This is a genomic window from Variovorax sp. WDL1, from assembly GCF_001541225.1.
GTDB lineage: Bacteria > Pseudomonadota > Gammaproteobacteria > Burkholderiales > Burkholderiaceae_C > Variovorax.
This window is the reverse complement of the sequence record NZ_LMTS01000315.1, coordinates 1-15416: the sequence shown is the minus strand read 5'-3', so window position 1 is coordinate 15416 and position 15416 is coordinate 1. Positions and strand designations below refer to the sequence as shown.

General features: G+C 64.5%; 21 protein-coding genes and 1 pseudogene. 18 read left to right on the top strand and 4 right to left on the bottom strand.

The annotated features are described in order from the left end of the window. On the bottom strand, positions 1–740 hold a 740-nt coding region (gene tmk, locus APY03_RS36200), incomplete at its 3' end, for a dTMP kinase (protein ID WP_068685091.1). Continuing rightward, the gene (locus APY03_RS36195) at positions 737–1075 is read right to left on the bottom strand and encodes a hypothetical protein (RefSeq protein ID WP_146039605.1); all 339 of its coding nucleotides are present in this window, start codon (positions 1073–1075) and stop codon (positions 737–739) included. The genes tmk and APY03_RS36195, both read right to left, overlap by 4 nt. A 167-nt stretch (positions 1076–1242) precedes the next feature. Here APY03_RS36195 and APY03_RS36190 point away from each other — a divergent pair, with 167 nt between their 5' ends. The 3 genes from APY03_RS36190 to APY03_RS36180 all read left to right on the top strand — a co-directional run bounded on the left by APY03_RS36190 (position 1243) and on the right by APY03_RS36180 (position 4711). After that, positions 1243–2175: an ATP-grasp domain-containing protein gene (locus tag APY03_RS36190; RefSeq protein ID WP_068685087.1), complete on the top strand. Its 933-nt coding sequence runs from the start codon at positions 1243–1245 to the stop codon at positions 2173–2175. Positions 2176–3542: 1367 nt separating this feature from the next. Further along, entirely contained in the window at positions 3543–3992 is a 450-nt protein-coding gene (locus APY03_RS36185; protein WP_068685085.1) for a hypothetical protein, read from the top strand. A gap of 164 nt (positions 3993–4156) precedes the next feature. After that, the gene (locus APY03_RS36180; RefSeq protein ID WP_146039603.1) at positions 4157–4711 is read left to right on the top strand and encodes a hypothetical protein; all 555 of its coding nucleotides are present in this window, start codon (positions 4157–4159) and stop codon (positions 4709–4711) included. Between the two features lie 424 nt (positions 4712–5135). Here the strand turns inward: APY03_RS36180 and APY03_RS36175 are convergent, their stop codons facing one another. Continuing rightward, positions 5136–6068, bottom strand: coding sequence for a hypothetical protein (locus APY03_RS36175; RefSeq protein ID WP_068685081.1), 933 nt, complete (start codon positions 6066–6068; stop codon positions 5136–5138). Between the two features lie 500 nt (positions 6069–6568). Here APY03_RS36175 and APY03_RS36170 point away from each other — a divergent pair, with 500 nt between their 5' ends. The 11 genes from APY03_RS36170 to APY03_RS42120 all read left to right on the top strand — a co-directional run bounded on the left by APY03_RS36170 (position 6569) and on the right by APY03_RS42120 (position 12898). Further along, entirely contained in the window at positions 6569–6862 is a 294-nt protein-coding gene (locus APY03_RS36170) for a hypothetical protein (protein WP_146039602.1), read from the top strand. Continuing rightward, positions 6859–7371 carry a hypothetical protein gene (locus APY03_RS36165; RefSeq protein WP_068685077.1) on the top strand — a complete coding sequence of 171 codons (513 nt, stop codon included), beginning with the start codon at positions 6859–6861 and terminating at the stop codon, positions 7369–7371. The genes APY03_RS36170 and APY03_RS36165 overlap by 4 nt, the downstream gene beginning before the upstream one ends. Before the next feature lie 38 nt (positions 7372–7409). After that, the gene (locus tag APY03_RS36160) at positions 7410–7658 is read left to right on the top strand and encodes a hypothetical protein (protein ID WP_068685075.1); all 249 of its coding nucleotides are present in this window, start codon (positions 7410–7412) and stop codon (positions 7656–7658) included. Next, positions 7655–8254, top strand: a complete 600-nt coding sequence (locus APY03_RS36155) for a hypothetical protein (RefSeq protein WP_068685073.1) — start codon at positions 7655–7657, stop codon at positions 8252–8254. The genes APY03_RS36160 and APY03_RS36155 overlap by 4 nt, the downstream gene beginning before the upstream one ends. Then, positions 8254–8517: a helix-turn-helix domain-containing protein gene (locus APY03_RS36150; RefSeq protein ID WP_068685071.1), complete on the top strand. Its 264-nt coding sequence runs from the start codon at positions 8254–8256 to the stop codon at positions 8515–8517. The genes APY03_RS36155 and APY03_RS36150 overlap by 1 nt, the downstream gene beginning before the upstream one ends. A gap of 22 nt (positions 8518–8539) precedes the next feature. Beyond that, on the top strand, positions 8540–9031 hold the full coding sequence (locus APY03_RS36145) for a hypothetical protein (protein ID WP_068685068.1): 492 nt from the start codon (positions 8540–8542) through the stop codon (positions 9029–9031). Positions 9032–9113: 82 nt separating this feature from the next. Next, entirely contained in the window at positions 9114–9896 is a 783-nt protein-coding gene (locus tag APY03_RS36140; RefSeq protein ID WP_068685067.1) for a hypothetical protein, read from the top strand. 42 nt (positions 9897–9938) lie between these two features. After that, positions 9939–10397 (top strand): hypothetical protein, encoded by a 459-nt coding sequence (locus tag APY03_RS36135; RefSeq protein WP_068685064.1) that lies wholly within the window; start codon positions 9939–9941, stop codon positions 10395–10397. 87 nt (positions 10398–10484) lie between these two features. Continuing rightward, on the top strand, positions 10485–11573 hold the full coding sequence (locus tag APY03_RS36130; RefSeq protein ID WP_068685061.1) for a site-specific integrase: 1089 nt from the start codon (positions 10485–10487) through the stop codon (positions 11571–11573). 24 nt (positions 11574–11597) lie between these two features. Further along, complete coding sequence (locus APY03_RS36125) at positions 11598–12383, top strand: nucleotidyl transferase AbiEii/AbiGii toxin family protein (protein ID WP_068685058.1); 786 nt, start codon at positions 11598–11600, stop codon at positions 12381–12383. Further along, positions 12380–12898, top strand: coding sequence for a hypothetical protein (locus tag APY03_RS42120; RefSeq protein ID WP_146039601.1), 519 nt, complete (start codon positions 12380–12382; stop codon positions 12896–12898). Before APY03_RS36125 ends, APY03_RS42120 begins: the two co-directional genes overlap by 4 nt. A gap of 60 nt (positions 12899–12958) precedes the next feature. On the opposite strand, the gene APY03_RS36120 is transcribed toward APY03_RS42120, so the two are convergent. Next, complete coding sequence (locus APY03_RS36120) at positions 12959–13312, bottom strand: hypothetical protein (protein ID WP_068685057.1); 354 nt, start codon at positions 13310–13312, stop codon at positions 12959–12961. Between the two features lie 245 nt (positions 13313–13557). Between APY03_RS36120 and APY03_RS36115 the strand changes: the two genes are divergently transcribed. The 4 genes and pseudogenes from APY03_RS36115 to APY03_RS36100 all read left to right on the top strand — a co-directional run. Continuing rightward, positions 13558–13860 (top strand): hypothetical protein, encoded by a 303-nt coding sequence (locus APY03_RS36115; RefSeq protein WP_068685055.1) that lies wholly within the window; start codon positions 13558–13560, stop codon positions 13858–13860. Positions 13861–13891: 31 nt separating this feature from the next. Continuing rightward, the gene (locus APY03_RS36110; RefSeq protein ID WP_068685053.1) at positions 13892–14557 is read left to right on the top strand and encodes a hypothetical protein; all 666 of its coding nucleotides are present in this window, start codon (positions 13892–13894) and stop codon (positions 14555–14557) included. 5 nt (positions 14558–14562) lie between these two features. Beyond that, entirely contained in the window at positions 14563–14916 is a 354-nt protein-coding gene (locus tag APY03_RS36105) for a hypothetical protein (RefSeq protein WP_068685051.1), read from the top strand. After that, positions 14913–15416: pseudogene (locus tag APY03_RS36100) on the top strand (hypothetical protein); the annotation flags it as partial. The gene APY03_RS36105 and the pseudogene APY03_RS36100, both read left to right, overlap by 4 nt.

Genomic DNA, 15416 nt, shown 5'->3' with positions numbered 1-15416 from the left:
AATTGACGCTCGCCGCTCAGAATAGTTGACGCCGGGCAGGCGGGAACGCTGCGCTCGTTGGCGCGCAGCCACAGCCAGGCGCGAAGGATCGAATGGACGTCCTCCCAGACCTGCTCGCGCGGCAACGACGCCTGAACGAGCGCGAATCGATCCGGTTCACGGCGCACGCGCGACATGTACCCGTTGTTCACCGCGTGGAAGAAGTCGACCGGCTGGCGCTCGAACTTGTCGGGCGCGCGGGCCCCGGTGAGGCGTTCGGCGGCGATCGCCGGGTCGAGGTAGAACAAAAGGGTCAGGTCCGGCTGGAGCAAGCCCCCACGCGGGCCAGTCTCTGGCGAACGGCCGGCAGCTGCCAACATGTCGCCGCCTTGGGCCATCGCTTCCAAGGCCCGCAGCGTCGCCAGGTCAAAGCCCCGACCGCCGCCCTGGTAAGCGAAGGTGCTGTCCGTGAAGCGGTCGCAGATCACAACCTTCCCTGCGGCCAGAGCTGGCGCGATCGTCGTCTGGATGTGGTCGCGCCGGGCCGCAAAGCACAGCAGCGCCTCGGTCAGTGGGTCCATGCTCTCGTTGAGGATCATGGCGCGCAGCTGCTCGGCCAGCGGCGTGCCACCGGGCTCGCGGGTGAGCAGCACGGTGCGCCCGGCGTCTTCGCAGAACTTCGCGAGCGCCTCGATGTGGCCGCTCTTGCCCGCCCCGTCCACGCCCTCCAGGGAAATGAAGAGGCCCCGTTCGCCGCTCATCGTGCGCACCTCTCGCCCGGGGCTTCCTCCGCCATTGCCAGCGTCGTCTCGCGCTCGATCGCCTTCTTGGTGACCAGGCGCATCAGGGCGGGAGCGCCGGCCGCGCGGTGGATCGCGTGGAAGGGGTTCGTGTCATCCCACTGGATCCCCAGGAAGGCGAGGCCCACGCACTTCAAGCCCGCAGCCAATTCGTCCGCGCCGGCAGTATCGGCGGCGCGAAGGAACTCGGCGCAGAGCACACGAAAGGCCTCATACGTGCCGGGGATCGAGGGAGCGGGGGACGGCTCCCTGGAGGCGGAAAGCGCGTGGTGTGGCGTCTGAGCGGCAGAGTTCATGCTGAAGTTCGAAAAGATGAGGCGGTGTACCGGGAGGAGACTTATTATCCGTGCCAATCGTCTCCTACAAACCTTTGATTGCGCAAGGCAACACCTTGAATACTGCTCAACGCTTCACTGCCGCCCCCCGCCAGTTAGCCGCTTCGGCTGCCGCCGGCGCGACACCGATGCTGGTGCTGCAGACGGAATCGTCAGCCGAAGTGCGCACCGCCCTGTTGGTGGCCACCATGCGGGGAACCCCCGTTCGCCGCGTGTCCCTGAAGGATCTCCAGTGCAATCTGGATATCCGCGCCAGCCTGGCGGCGCAGCTGGGCGAGATCCTGCCGGTGGGCACGGTCGAGTTCGTGCGCGCCGTGATGGGCATTCGGGGCGTCCCGGAGCCGGAAGGCATGGGCTACGGCCCGATCGGCGACTTCCTGCGCCGCGAGATCCGCCAGGGCGTGCTCTATGAGCTGAAGGCGGCCGAGGAACCGGTCTTTGTGAAGCCTGTGGCGACCAAGACCTTCTCCGGGTTCGTTTATGACCCGCGCCCGGGCGCCAAGCACACCGAATACCAGCTCGAGCAGCTCAAGGCGATCGCCGCGCTCAAGACCGCCACACGGGTGTGGCTCTCTGAAGTGGTCGAGTTCGCCTGCGAATGGCGCTACTACGTCGACGCCGCCGGCCACATCCTTGCCAAGGCCCGCTACGACGCCGACGGCGACGATGACGCGCCGCAGCCAACCGCAGAGGTCGTGCAGAGCGCGATCGACAGCACGGTGACCTACCTCGAGGCGCGTGGCAACGCCCATCCCTTTGCCATCGACGTGGGCGTCCTCACCAATGGGCGCACGGCCGTCGTGGAGCTTTCCGACGCCTGGGCCTTGGGGCTTTATGGCCACGCCCGCACGCCGGGCGGCACTGACTGGAATGCCGAGGACTACATCGACTTCCTGCTACAGCGCTGGCGCTCGATCGTCGCCTATGGGCAGCTTCGTGCCGCGCGTGAGGCCGCCGAGCGGCTGTCCAGGGCCGAGAAGGTGGAGCCCCCGCCGCCGAAGGTCCCGGCGCCGCGCGGCCGCCCCCGCAAGGTCCCGCTCCAGGCAGCAGCAGGGGCCTGAGAAATTCCACACAGGAGCAGTTTTCTGCGGTATATCATGCAGAAATCGCCGTGCCCCGCCCCCTCGTCCCGGCCTCACCCCCGTGGACCCACGCTCGCACCGGAACCAGTCCCCGCAAGGCCTCGGTTCCGCGCCGGCACGCATTCCTGACGTAGCCTGATGCCCACGGACTCGATCCTGCTGGGTTCGATCCGGCCCGAACACGACCCCACGCGGCATGCCCCTATTCGATCTGTCCAAGGTGAGCGACGTCGACTTGGTCGCCGAGCTCGAGCGGCGGCGGTTTCGGCGCGAGCGGCCGCCCAAGCTTCGCCATGTCTACTCGTGCACCAGGTGCTCGAACGTTTACCGCGCCGGCACCACGCCCGTCACGATCTACGCCCGTTGCGGCGCGGCCTGGTGCAGCAAATGCGACGCGAGAACGACCGAGTCAAGCGAGCCCTGGGAGAGCCTCGCTCGGCTGGGGAATGCTCGCGTGGGAGATGTTCCTTCGGAATAGCACTCCATCGGGATCGAGTCCCATCCGAACCTGCTCCATCGGGACGCGGATCCACCGCCCGGGAAGCAGGGGCTACACACCTCGGTACCCGGTCCCATCGCGACAGGGCCGCAGCGCAAGGATGTCCGCCACGTGTGGTTTCCCAGTCGCTGGGCACCGCCCCTCCTCCTCTCCGTCCGAGCGAAGAAGGCCCGGGCTGGATCGTTTGCCCAAGCGAACCTGATTCGACTAGGGCACAGATTCGAGCAGGACGGTGCGCGTACGGATAGGCCCCGCGGGGCACTGATCGTGCGGGAATCGGGGCGGGTGGGGATGTGCCCCACGGGGAGGGGGCCACGAATGGAGGGGGGGGAATCGGCGCGCTTGCTCACTCATGATATACCGCGTTGCGCTCAATTCGGGAGGTTTGAGAGTGCCCCTGGGTGGGGGGTGTGTACGGAAAGAACAAAGCTCGTCGAAGACAATAAGGATCGTCGGACAGGCCTGCCTCCGGTTGTCGGCCGGCGGGCAGTTCAAGCGGGAACCAGGCTTCGGGCAACCACTGCTGGCCCATGCGTCATCCGGCAACGGCAGCACCAAATGGACAGGCGCTGAGATCACGCCCGGCAAAGGGCGCATGCCTGGTGAAGGCGCGGACCGCATGAAGGTTGCCGGTGTCAGCTTCGTAGCGATGGAACAGCGGGTCTGGGCCCCATTGCGGCCTATCGCCGTGACTTTCCGCGGCCCTCGGCATCGGTGCCTGCGGAGTACAGAGATCGCGCAGAATTTGATTTCTGCGAACCGCCCCAGCTTCGGCTAGGGGGCTTCTTCGTTTTGGCGGCTACCATAGGCCTGCGCAGATCGCGCGATCGAACGATCGGAGGCATTCATGGCTGATCCCGTTACCGTTGGAGCGTTGGCCGTCGCTGCCTTAACGATGGCCGGTGAGGCCGCACTCAAGGGGGTGGTCGGCGAGGTCGTCAAAGATGCTTACAAGGCTCTCAAGATACAGGTCGCGAAGTGGGCTCCCGGCGATGTCGAAAAGCTGGCCGATTCGCCGACAGCGGGGCGCAAACTTGTTGTTGCCGAAGCCATTGATATGCAACCAGAGGATGACCGTGTTCGGGTCGATCAACTGGCCCATGCACTCATTGAAGCGTTGAAGCAGGTGCCGGCAACGTCCATAGGGATCGAGGGCGACGAATTCCATGTCCGCCTGATCGACCTGAGCCAGCTCAATGTCGTCAACGGCATCGGATTGAAGGGGCGATTTATCGAGGCAGATGAGATCCGGGCTTCCAATATGACGGTGGGATCCGCAGCGGGAAAAAAAGCTTAGAGACGGCGGACATTCCTCCGGCCGCTGTCTCTATTGGGATTTTGGGTTCGGTCAAGGCCGAGGTCATTCACATTTACCAGGGAGGCCAGCCCGGCCAGCGCGAACGGCGGGCTTCTGCGACGCGGTGGATCCTCGTTGTGTGTGCCGCCATATTCGTTGACAGCATGCGGCTGCTCTATGTCGCATGTGGGCTGGAGCAGCAAGGCAACCGGTCCAATCTGGAGCGCTATCCGGAGTTCGTCAGCTTGTGCGAGCGGCACATTGCGGATCTTGATACCCAAGCCGATCGCTTTCATGCAATGCTTGATCTCGCGTTCATGATCGACCTGCGTCGATCGGAGCAAGGGCTCAAGCACCTTTTCGGTCAACTGCGCGATGGACCTAACCTACGCTTCGGAGCGCAACGCTTCGTCCCTATGGCGGTCGAGATCGCAAGAAGCCTCCGCGCCCTGTGCCATGCGCATGACGTTGAAGATTTTGAGGCAGCATCCACGCTGGTCGATCAAATAGGGCGCAGTGCGATACGGACCGGAGAGCGTCCACCAGCGGCCGGTACTTGGAATGCGTTCATCATAAGACTTCAAATGCAGACCGAGTTTCTTGAGCAAAGCCAGCGCTACGACGATCTGCGCATCTTTACAATCGCCGATGATTACGCAATGCGGTACGCGCTTGCCTATTTTCTAATCGATGCGTGGCTCCTTGAACAACGCACTTGATCCGCCTCAGGTCAGAGCCGCTTGCCGATCTCGAGGTTCACATGGACGTCGTCGACCAGCGGAGGCACTCCGCCCATTCATTGATTGAGGCGCTCTGCCACCCCAAAGCCGCCGGCCGAACGACGGCCTCTGGCCGGCAGCCGAAGGCACCGCGCAGGACCATTGCTACCGTCGCATGGGCTAGCGAAGCGCCACGGGCACAAATTAAACGCTTACGGGGCGAAAGTGTCCGACCCGGCCTCGCCGCGTACTCGATGTGCGTCAGGGAACCCGAAGAGAGATGAGGCGGCACCGGCTTTCCCTGGGCGCAGCAAAGGCAAGACCCTAGCGGCTTCGCTAGGGCATCGCCGCGTGCCTGCGGGGTCGGATCACGGAGTTCGGGGTACCCGCGACTTCCTTCGTCCTGACCGTCACCCCTCATATATCAGGCCGTGGAGATCGCGCCGGCCATGCCGCGAACAACCCTCGCAGCGTCCTCGCGGCGCCCGACCGAACGGAGCACCCCATCGGCGTTCCACGCTTTCACAGCATCTATCACGGCCGGACTTTCCGCCAGTCCGCCCCAGTCCCGCGGAATCACGAACATATTCGCGGGCGACACCAGGTTGATGAACTTGGACTTGAGGGTCTCCAGCGGGATGCATGCCAGTGGCGTGCGGGTGTTCACGCCCACAGGCTCGATGTGGGCGAGCTTCCAGCCCTTCTCGGTGACGTCGTGCTCGCTGACGAGCCGGCAGTGATGCGACGCGCACTGCTTCTCTTGGGCCTTCTGAATCATGACCACGGGGATCTTGTCCTCCGCGAACAAGTCGCGGACCTCGGCGAGACTGGGGCAAATGCCTGCGGCAGCAAGGGAAAAGGCCCAGTGGGCGGCGCTGTTGTCACTTGGGATGATGGTGCGGCCCGTTGCGTGGGGAATGATCGTGCCGCGGTCGCCCCGATGCTTGCGTACCAGTAGCGGGACGTCCGGCGCATCCGCCCATTGCTGCACCAGCCGGCTCCAGAGCTGCAGGACACCAGGCGTGGGAGAGGGGCGCGCCGGGCTGGCGGCCCAGCCTGCTCCGAACTGCGCCACGAGCGCGCTGAGGTCGGCTGGCAGCGTAGAGGGGCAGGTCGGCAGGATCATATGCAGCTCGAGTGGCGCTCCCAGCATAGACGCCGCCTCCCTCGGACCCAAGCCCTTTCTTTCAAAAATTGAAGAAAAGTTTTCCCTCCGGTACCTGTTCTCCGTCTTTGTGGCCAGGCTGCCCGGCGCTGCAGCAATGGCGTCCTTGTCGTACTCGCTACCACGGTGGTCCGTGCCAAGCAGGTAGCGCTGCGATGCCTGCTTGTGGCCGAGTCCGGCGGTTGGACGCATTGTGCCCCTTCCCACTGCCGGCGCGGGCGCCGCTCCATCCCGGGTCGCTCCCCTCGCCTCACCTGGGTGCTGTCCGAAAAGTTAGATAGCGCGGCCACGAAGTTCCAGTCAAGCGAGTCCCGCCGCTACTTCATCTGGCAAGGCCTTGGTTGTCGCCCTGTCTTAAAGGGAACAGGGGCAGCGGCGGCCTCCGCAGTGACGCTCCATGCCTGGCGACGAACTTTCCAGGATTGACAAGCCACCAGGCTCATTCGCCTCTCTAGTTCTCGACGAACTTTCGGTCAAGGAACTTGCCGGGACGGCCGGCGACGATCTTTGTTCCTAGCCTTCAGGGTGTGCGTGAGCGCGAGCCTCGGGGATAGGCGGTGCAGCTGGCGTGCTGCTGGGCCTGTCCAGCTGGGCTGGCGTGTGGGTGAGTATCTCCTAGATTCTTGTAATCCTTGCGTGATCTTTTCTTCGTGCGATACCATTGGTGCGAATCGAACGGACGTGAATGGTTCATGTCCACAGTTCACACACAAGGCCGAGGAACGATGCTTGCCGGACTGCTTTACCTGGGTGCGTGCCACGTGGCGGACGCGCTGCGCGCCCGTGCCCCTGCGTGCGGCTGGCCCGAGCTGCTCGGCCAGGCTGTCGACAACGCAGGCAACGCGGCGGGCATCTTGTGCATGTTCCTGGTTGGTCTGGCCGCGCTCGCGCTCTGCGCCTTTGTCCTCTGGCCCTTCAGCGTCCTGGCAACGGTGGTCCTGGCGGTGCGCATCTGCCGGGCGCTCGCACGAAAGGCAGCGCCATGAGAACGTCCTCGCCCGTGCGCCAGCCTCAGCGAGCGCCCTCCATCCTTGACGCCGCCGTCTCCAAACGGCACCGGATCTCCGACACTCCCTCCGCCGAGGACCGTCAGACCGACTTCGCGGCAATGAGACTCGCGACGCTGCCGAGCGCGCTGGACGCGCAACAGCGCAGGAAGGCCCCTCAAGGGCGCGCGCAGCAGGACGCTCGCCGCGTCAGGATCGAGGCCGAGATCATCCAGGGGTCCGTGCACTTCCGCGTGAGCGGCAAGAGCACCCCCGTCACTTTCGAGGAGCTTGCAGCCGCCTGCCGCGAGCAGCTGCCGGGCGTCGAGCTCGAGCGCCGTACGAAGTGGCTGCAGTACACGTTCGACCTTTGGTCGCACGCAGGCCAGTGCCTCTACTCGATCCCGATCGCCAGCATGTCGCAGGCCGAGCCCGCGGGCGCCGGGCCAGCAACGCGCAAGGCGCGCCGCCACCCATCCGAGCTGGCGCCGCACCACCCGCGGGGATAGCCCGCAAGAGCCATTCGGTTCAAGCCCCTGAAGCACCTATGAAGAAGTTCATCGCCGCCGTCGCACTGAGCCCATGGATCGCCTACCACCTGCTGAGCCTGCTGACCGGCGAGGCCTCGGCGTGGCAGTTCGTGAGCGCGAGCCTCTGGGTCGGCACGCCCATCCTGGTCGTGGTCGCAGCCCTGCGCGCCTACGGCGAAGGCCTCCAGCGCGGCGCGCGCAGCTCCCAGCCGTGCGACCCCGACCGCCCTGCATTCCAAACCACCCAACTTGGACACCTGAATTGAGCTCCGCCGCCGAACTCCTCTCTCGCCACCTGTTCGGACGCAGCCCCGTGGCGCCGACGTCGCCGGCCGACGCCTACTGCACCATCCGCAGCATGGACGGCCTGCCGCCCGTACCCCGCCAGCGCCCCGGACTGCATCGTCACCCAGCCACCGAGATCTCGCCCGCGATGCGGTCCCTGAACTGCGCGAGCGTGCGCGGCGCCGGCGTACCCGAGCCAGGCACGCAGATGAATTCCGAGATCGCAGCCCTATGGGCCGACGCACTCGAATCGGGCAAGTACAAGCGCGGCGCTCGCCGCCTGAGGGACCGGCTCGGGCGCCACTCGGCCGTCGGCGTCCTGTGCGAAGTGCATCGATCCCTGCACCCGGCCATGCGCGATCTGGAGCCTGAAGGCGCCAGCTACCTTGGGGAAAGCGCCCTACTTCCGCGCGTGGTGCGCGCCTGGGCCGGCATGGACCTCTTCGCGAGCCAAGGCCCCCAGATCGCCATCAAGTCCAAGCTGACCCGGCAATGGCGGTCCTTCGCGGTGGACGTGCACGACTTCATGGGTGCGTCCTGGCCCGAGATTGCGCGCGCACTGCGCACCCAGATCTGATGAAGCGGGCAAACGCCTCCGTCGGCTTCGACGCCGTCACTTTCGGTGCCTGCCTGAAACGGCGCCGCCTGGCCAAGTCCCTCACGCTGCAGGAGCTTGCCGCGCAGACCGGCTTCTCGGTGTCCTCGATCTCCGAGATGGAGAACGGCCGCAAGCCCACCTTCCCGAAAGCCTCCAGCGTCTGCGAAGCGCTTGGCGTGCGCCTGTCCCGTGTATTGCTGGAAGCCGAGCGGCAAGCCGATGCCGCGCGCGCCGCGAACTGAGCCTGTAGAGAAAGCTCACCCGATGATCCGAGATCCCCTGCGTACCCTCGCCCTCGCCAAAGCCCTCACGAAGGGCGAGTTCCGGGGGCTCGAATGGGCAGTGACCCGCGCCCGCCGCGACAGCGATGCCTTTGGCACCAGGCCCGAGAACGCGCTGAGCGCCATCAGGAGGCTGAAGCAGCACATGGCCACTCCAAGCGCCGAGGTCGACCTGATGTCGGTGCAGGAGCAGCTTGGCCTGACGTGGGCCGTGAAGCGCGCCACCAAGGACTCGGACGGATACGGATCGGAGGCGCTCGCCGCGCGCACCGCTGTCGCCAAGCTCCACGCCACGATCAAGTTCGAACAGGAGACGCGTCTGGCCGGCCAACGCGGCTGGGCTTACAAGCTGGAGGAGCGCCAGGCCGCCGGCGGCCACGTGAGCCACTCGGCGGTGCGGGCGGCGAGCGCGGGTGCGGGCCGAGCTGCAGCCGCGAAGGCTGGGCGCAGATCGCCAAGCCTGTTTTTCCAATGACGAAGTTCGCATTTCTCCACGATTTGGTGGCGCGTTAGCGTGCCCGTGCAGAATCCCTGCTCAACAATAACGCAAGCCCCTCATGGATCTGAACCAGCAACTGACCGCTCGCTACATCGAAGTGCTTGAAGCAACCGACCGCGATTTCATCGCTACGTTGAATGCGTACCGCATCAAGCCTGGCAACGGCCTCAACGACCTCTTTCTCCCAACCGTCTCCGCCAACTATTCGACCGCTGCGCGCAAGGTGATGGTCATGGGCCGGGAGACACGCACATGGAACTACGCCGCAGCCGCGAACTCTCGGTCTTTGGCCGAATACGTTACGTGCGGGATGGAGAAGCACGCCCGCTATCGCGACAGCGAGCATTGCCTGCACAGCAAGACGCACGGCTCGGGGCTCATTCGCCTACTGAAGGCTGTGGGGAGAGCCACGGGCGAAGCAGGTCTCATCTACTCCAACCTCTTTGCGGTTGCCCACAAAGGGAAGGATCCCCGCAAGAACCTCGAGGCCTGGCCTCAGGTTCGCAAGCTGTCGGGATTGCTGCTTGATATCCAGATCGAGACCTTGCGGCCCGACGTGATCGTCTTCGCCAATGGCATCGATTCGGCCGCAGTTCGCCGGGAGTTCTTCCCTCACGCGAATCCGGACGACCCGAAAGCGCCACACCGCTGCACCGGCTCGGACAACTGGAAGGCAGATGGCATTGGGACTGGACATCTCTGGGGATTCACGCTGGACAATCGGATCCAGTGCTACCGCCTTCAGCATCCTTCAGCCAAGTACTACCAGAGCAATGCGACGAAAGCTCGCGAGCACCTGATCAAACTCCTCGCCCAGAACAGTCAAGCGACGACCTCCTAAACTGATTCGCTTAGATGTGCGCCGACCCCCTCTTCAAGCAGTATGACCAAGAAACTCTTCTTTGCCGCCCTCGTCATGGGCCTCACCGCATGCATCGCCTCAGCCCAGGCCTCGGACGAAATGTCCGACTTCAAGAAGCGCGCAGAGATCGCCGATTTCAAGGCGCGCACCGAGCGAATGATCGACGCTGTTGGCAGGGAGTCGTGCGAGGAGTTCAACGCGCAAACCACGGCAGCATCGTTCTGGGTGTGCGTGAGCGGCGCGAGAGGCACAGCCGAGGATATGGTGCGTCGCATGTTCGAGATGGGAGCGATGTTGCCACCGGCCAATGAGCGCCCCGAGTTCGTTGACAAGGCGCTGTACAAGCACTGCAAGAGCGCGCTCGAGAATCCTTTCCTGCCCAACGACTATTCAGTCTGCAAGCACGGCGTTGATGCCGCAGTTGGCATCGTCGCGAAGTCGATCACGGCGAAACCGAAACAGGCCAGCCGCTCGAAGTGACGCCATAGTGGGGATTGCGGCTTCGTCGCAACGCAAAAATCGGGCCGTAAGCGGCCGAAGCGAAGAGGCCCCTTATCCTCAGGTCACATGGCCCGCACCATCACGACGTCCTCCGCTGGCAGCCTCCCGTGGCTGCAGAACCCGCTCCAGGCACACAAAGAGTGGCGCGCCACGCTCACCTGGAGCCATGCAGGCAACGATAGCAACGGCGACGCGCTCTACACAGAGCACAGCAACAAGCTCTACCAGTCGTTTTGGGGCAAGTTCTGCCGGTGGCTCGCTGCCAAGAGGCTCAAGCTCGACCAGGTCAAGCAGGCCCACATTGAAGACTTCCTCGGATCGCTGCGCGGCCGCAAGAACGCCCCGGCCAGCGTGCGCACCATGCGGACCTACCTGGCCGAGATCAACCGAGTGTTCACGCACCTGGAAGCATCAGAAATTCTGCGCACCAACCCCGCGGCGGTCGTGCTCGAGGGCAAGCGCAAGAAGCCCGAAAGCCGGATCGAATCCGACCCGCCGCTGCCTCCCGGCCCGACGTTCCTTGCCGAGTACGAGAAGATGGCCGCCCGAATGTTCATCGAGGAGCGCGCGCAGCTGCGCAAGGGGTGGACGCCGGCGCGCAACCTCGCGCTGCGGCTCCTCGTCGCCGAATGCGGCCTGAAACTGTCCGAGGTCTGCAAGCTCATCCCGCGCAACGTCTCGTTCATGGACGACGGCACCGTCGTAATTCGCTCACCGGGGCACCGGCAGGTGGCCGCGCGCACGGTCGTCGGCAAGCGCCAGCTCGCAAATGCCTTGCGGCGGTGGATCGAGATGCGCTCGGAGCTGCGAATCGTCAGGTCCCGCCGCGCCACTTCGGAAGGCGCCCGCAAGTCGAACCGGCTCTTTCTCGGTCAGGCCGACATCGCGCCGGCGGCGGATCTGGTCGCTGGCGGCCTTGGCGCGGCGCGAAGCCCGATCGCACCGGACCTGGCCGAACGCGTGGTGACCAGCTGCGTGAAGCGCACGCTCGAGGAGCTGGGACACCAGGCCGCGTTCCATGGGCCGCAGTTCGTGCGCAACGCCTATGCGGCGCGGCTCATACACCGCGGCATGAACGACGCGGATGTGTCGGAGCAGCTCGGGATGAAGACGACGTTCACCGCGAGAGCGATCAGGGAGAAGCTCGTTTCCTGATCAGCTTACATCGAAATGTCATGTATGACATCGCCCATCTCCGCCGCGGACTTCCTGGAACGAAAGAAGGAAACGGACGCTCGGCAAGACGCTGCACTCGACGCGCTCGTTCTAGCGGGCGGCGAGCTCTTGGCCGGCGCGAAACTCTCTGGGGGCACCGCTCTTTCGCGCTTCCACCTGTGCCATCGATTGAGCTACGACCTGGACTTCTTTGTTCCCCAAGGATTTGACGCTCAAGCCGCCCTCAGCCAAGTGACCGCGGCACGATTGCTCATTGACGGATTAGAGATCACGCACGATGCGGTCAAAGCCGACCAGCTTCACTTCGTACTGCTCACGGCGAGGGGGCGGGTGAAGGTCTCTTTCGTGGAGGACATGTACGCCGAGACCTTCCCGGCTCTCGAATCGGGGCTCGTCGTTGGCAGCACGAAGATCATGACGGAGGCAGTTCCCGAGCTATACCACCGAAAGCTGCGCACCGTCGTGGGCTGGGCGGGTGACGGCGCGACAACCCCACCGGGTGGAAGACAGACCGCAAGAGACATGTTCGACCTGTATGTTCTCTCCATTGCTTTTCAGCCGCTGCCCGAATTTGTCGACTCGCTTCCATACGCATTCCCCATACAGGCGTTCTACGAGGCGATCCCCGCAATGCCCTGGTTCGACCTCGTTGAAGAATTGGACCAGACTGTCGCATCTCCCCGGTGGGCTGGCGGACGCGACGTCGACGTTCTGCGCGACCATATCTATGCGCAGCTCGGGATGATCGAGCTCCCGGATGACGCGCATTGCGAAGGAGCACCAGAGTGACCCTGATCAGACAGACCCCCGATGACGCCCCGTGGGAGGAAGTCGCTCGTTCGGTGTTCTGGAGTCGAGACGTTCCACTGGAGAAATGGCGAGAAGGCATCCTGGCGGGCCATCGTTCCTACCTTCCAGATTCGATCAAGCGCATGTCTCCAAGGAATTTCGTTCGGTTCTTGGGCCGTGCCGCCTTTAGGGAACACTGGCCCCACATCCGTCAATGCGTGCCCCCAGAACTCAGCAAGAGCGCAGGACCGCTCGACTATCTGTGGAGCTGGCTTGAAAGTGGCACCTTCAACCTGAAGCCTGAATCCGTCTTTATGAGGTGGCCGGGTCGACGTCGTGAAATATATGATCAAGTCGTCCACCGCCCTGGGATATCCATATACGCCGCGGCAAAGGCGGCGAACGTTCCGTACCGTCGGGCACATGATCATGTGCGGGCACTGATGGACGAAGGATTGGTTCGGGCGAAGGAGGGTCACGGCCCTCGCCGCGCGCAGCATCTCTATCCGTTCTGACCGGTATCCCAAGGGAAGATATTCATGGCTCACGCGCAATAGCGCGCTCCTCCCTCTCGCCTACTCTGCTACAGCCCGCGGCCTGATCCCGACCTCGGGGTCTGAGTCCCAAGGCCACCCCAACTCGTAGCTTCCCAGCGGCGCCAGCGCTGAATCGTTGGCGGCACGCCGCTCCCCCTCCCTGCGCACGATTGGCAGATAGGCGTCCCAGCGGACCGCCGCCATCACCATCTCGTCGACCTTTTCGCGCGTCGCACTCGCGGGGACCAGGAGCTTGAAGCGCTCAAGCGTCGCGGCTTCCAGCGCTTGGGAGCTCGACATCTTCAGGAACGCCTGGTCGGCCTCTTGCGCCGTCGAGAACCAGCACGCAGACGTGCCAGTGACCCTGCGCGGATCCACTGCGATGCCGTGCACCGCCTTGCTCGCTGACGCAGCGCCGGCGGCCGGTGCCGGCGAGCGCGCGGCCTGGGAGCCCGGCGCGTGCTGCCGGAGTACGGACGTAGATAATCGTGTCACAGTCTGCCTTGCGTTAGTCGTGTTCGCGGCGCTATTCTGTTACGAACCAAGAACTTCGCACAATATTTCTGAAATCGAGCAGAATCCCCGGCGGATCTCGATTGAAGGAAGCCCTTCCCCCTCATCGAATCCAGACGCCCTGTATGACCATCTTCAACATCGCCATCACCATGGACATCGTCTGCGCCGCCATCAGCATGGCCGGCAGCCTGCTCGTGGCGCGCTATGACCGTTGGTCGTACTTGGGCTGGATGGCATGGCTAGTCGCCAACGTCCTGTGGATCGTCTGGGCCTTCACCGCACCCACGGCGCCCGTGTGGGGCGTGGTCGCCCAGAACGTCTTCTTCTTCTACACCAGCGTGAAGGGCTACCTCGCCTGCCGCAAGTCCATGAAGGCAGCAGTAGCCCCTGCTTCTGCACCCTCTGGGCTGCCGGCGTCGACCTGAGCGCCCTTAGGCACCTCTCTTCCCGGATCACATGACCTCCCGTAACCTGGACCTTCGCAAGCTGCCCACCCCCAAGATCGAAGCCCTTCGTGGCACGTTCGAGGGCCATCTCCGTACCACCCTGTTCCGAGGCCTGCCGGACGGCACCGTGCGCCAGCTCCTCGAGCGCACGGGTAGCGGCTACGCCGAAGGTCACATCGACGCTGCGTGGAACGGCTTTCAGGGGGGCGGCGATCACGTCCGGACGTTGGTCCAGGAAGCCTTGCACCAGCTCGACGACGACCACAAGCCGGCTGAGGTCCGCAAGGTAGGCGCAGAGCCTGCGGACGCGGCCAGGCCCAATGCTGAAGCCGTGGCCGCTTCCTACTACCCATCAACCAACGGCGAGGAAATTGATTGGGCGCTCCCCCTCTTCGACAGCGATGGCTATCCGCACCGCCTTGTCGAGCTCGGCGGTATCCAGGTCGTCACCCGCCACTCGTTCGCCTTCGTGATCTGGGATCGCAAGTCGCGCACGATGGTCAACAACCCCGACGAAACTCCGTTGACCATCGGCAACACGCCCATGTCGCCGGAGGAGCGCGAGCGCCGGCGTGAGGTGGGTGCGGCGCTGCTCGCCGACCTGCATGTCCGGGCTGTCGAGCAAAAGGTTGAAGACGACCAGGACGACGAGCGAAGCTTGGCTCCGCGCGGCTGACTCTTGTGGTCGATGTCCCCGTGATCGCGCTCTTCTGCGCCGCCATCGTCTGCGGCTTCGTCGGCGCGCTTGCAGGAGGCGCGTTCGTCGTCAGGGCGCTGCGCAAGGGACACCTGCAGGTGCGCACGGTGGAGTTGCCGAGGCAGCTCATGGCACTCGACACGATCAATGTAACGACGCTCTTCAAGGAAGAGGATGGGCGGGTCGTGATGAGGACGACCAAGGAGATCCGGGCGTCCCAGATGCAGGCGGACATGGTGCAGGCGTGGCTCGATGACAACGACCTGGTCGTCCAGTTCAAGGGCCGTGAGTTCAAGGTCCCACCGCCGAAGAGCAGTCCCTGGAAGGCTACCCAGTGAGCGCCGCGTTCCAGCGGATGAGCGCCGCCGAGTACCGCGCGCGCATGGGTCTTGCTCCGGCGGGAACCCCTGACAGCGAACTCTTCCGATCGGCCGCCCCTGAGCGCTTGCGCGTTCGAGGCGGATCGTTGGCGCTGGCTACGCCCAGTCTGAAGTCGACCGCGCCTGCGCTGGAGCCGGAGCCAGCCCGGGCTCGCAAGCGCCGCAAGCCCCGCAAGCTCACGCTGGCCAGTGGCCACCCGACCGAGGAACAGATCCACCGGGCCTGTGCGAACTGGGTCTTCGCTCACGAGGGAACCTACCCTTTCCTCCGCTGGCTCATGCACGTGCCGAACGGCGGACTGCGCAAGCGGGGCGAGGCCGGAAAGATGCGCGCCATGGGTGTGCGCAAGGGAGTCGTGGACTGGATCCATCCATTTCCGAGCCCTACCGGCCGATATACCGGATTGGCCATCGAAGTTAAGGAAACGCTGATCAATAGGTCGCGGCGGGCACGGCCC

Bases quoted from the DNA above. Each gene is read 5' to 3' on its own strand.
- APY03_RS36195 (WP_146039605.1), bottom strand. From the start codon at position 1,075: ATGAACTCTGCCGCTCAGACGCCACACCACGCGCTTTCCGCCTCCAGG.
- APY03_RS36190 (WP_068685087.1), top strand. From the start codon at position 1,243: ATGCTGGTGCTGCAGACGGAATCGTCAGCCGAAGTGCGCACCGCCCTG.
- APY03_RS36185 (WP_068685085.1), top strand. From the start codon at position 3,543: ATGGCTGATCCCGTTACCGTTGGAGCGTTGGCCGTCGCTGCCTTAACG.
- APY03_RS36180 (WP_146039603.1), top strand. From the start codon at position 4,157: ATGCGGCTGCTCTATGTCGCATGTGGGCTGGAGCAGCAAGGCAACCGG.
- APY03_RS36175 (WP_068685081.1), bottom strand. From the start codon at position 6,068: ATGCGTCCAACCGCCGGACTCGGCCACAAGCAGGCATCGCAGCGCTAC.
- APY03_RS36170 (WP_146039602.1), top strand. From the start codon at position 6,569: ATGTCCACAGTTCACACACAAGGCCGAGGAACGATGCTTGCCGGACTG.
- APY03_RS36165 (WP_068685077.1), top strand. From the start codon at position 6,859: ATGAGAACGTCCTCGCCCGTGCGCCAGCCTCAGCGAGCGCCCTCCATC.
- APY03_RS36160 (WP_068685075.1), top strand. From the start codon at position 7,410: ATGAAGAAGTTCATCGCCGCCGTCGCACTGAGCCCATGGATCGCCTAC.
- APY03_RS36150 (WP_068685071.1), top strand. From the start codon at position 8,254: ATGAAGCGGGCAAACGCCTCCGTCGGCTTCGACGCCGTCACTTTCGGT.
- APY03_RS36145 (WP_068685068.1), top strand. From the start codon at position 8,540: ATGATCCGAGATCCCCTGCGTACCCTCGCCCTCGCCAAAGCCCTCACG.
- APY03_RS36140 (WP_068685067.1), top strand. From the start codon at position 9,114: ATGGATCTGAACCAGCAACTGACCGCTCGCTACATCGAAGTGCTTGAA.
- APY03_RS36135 (WP_068685064.1), top strand. From the start codon at position 9,939: ATGACCAAGAAACTCTTCTTTGCCGCCCTCGTCATGGGCCTCACCGCA.
- APY03_RS36130 (WP_068685061.1), top strand. From the start codon at position 10,485: ATGGCCCGCACCATCACGACGTCCTCCGCTGGCAGCCTCCCGTGGCTG.
- APY03_RS36125 (WP_068685058.1), top strand. From the start codon at position 11,598: ATGACATCGCCCATCTCCGCCGCGGACTTCCTGGAACGAAAGAAGGAA.
- APY03_RS36115 (WP_068685055.1), top strand. From the start codon at position 13,558: ATGACCATCTTCAACATCGCCATCACCATGGACATCGTCTGCGCCGCC.
- APY03_RS36110 (WP_068685053.1), top strand. From the start codon at position 13,892: ATGACCTCCCGTAACCTGGACCTTCGCAAGCTGCCCACCCCCAAGATC.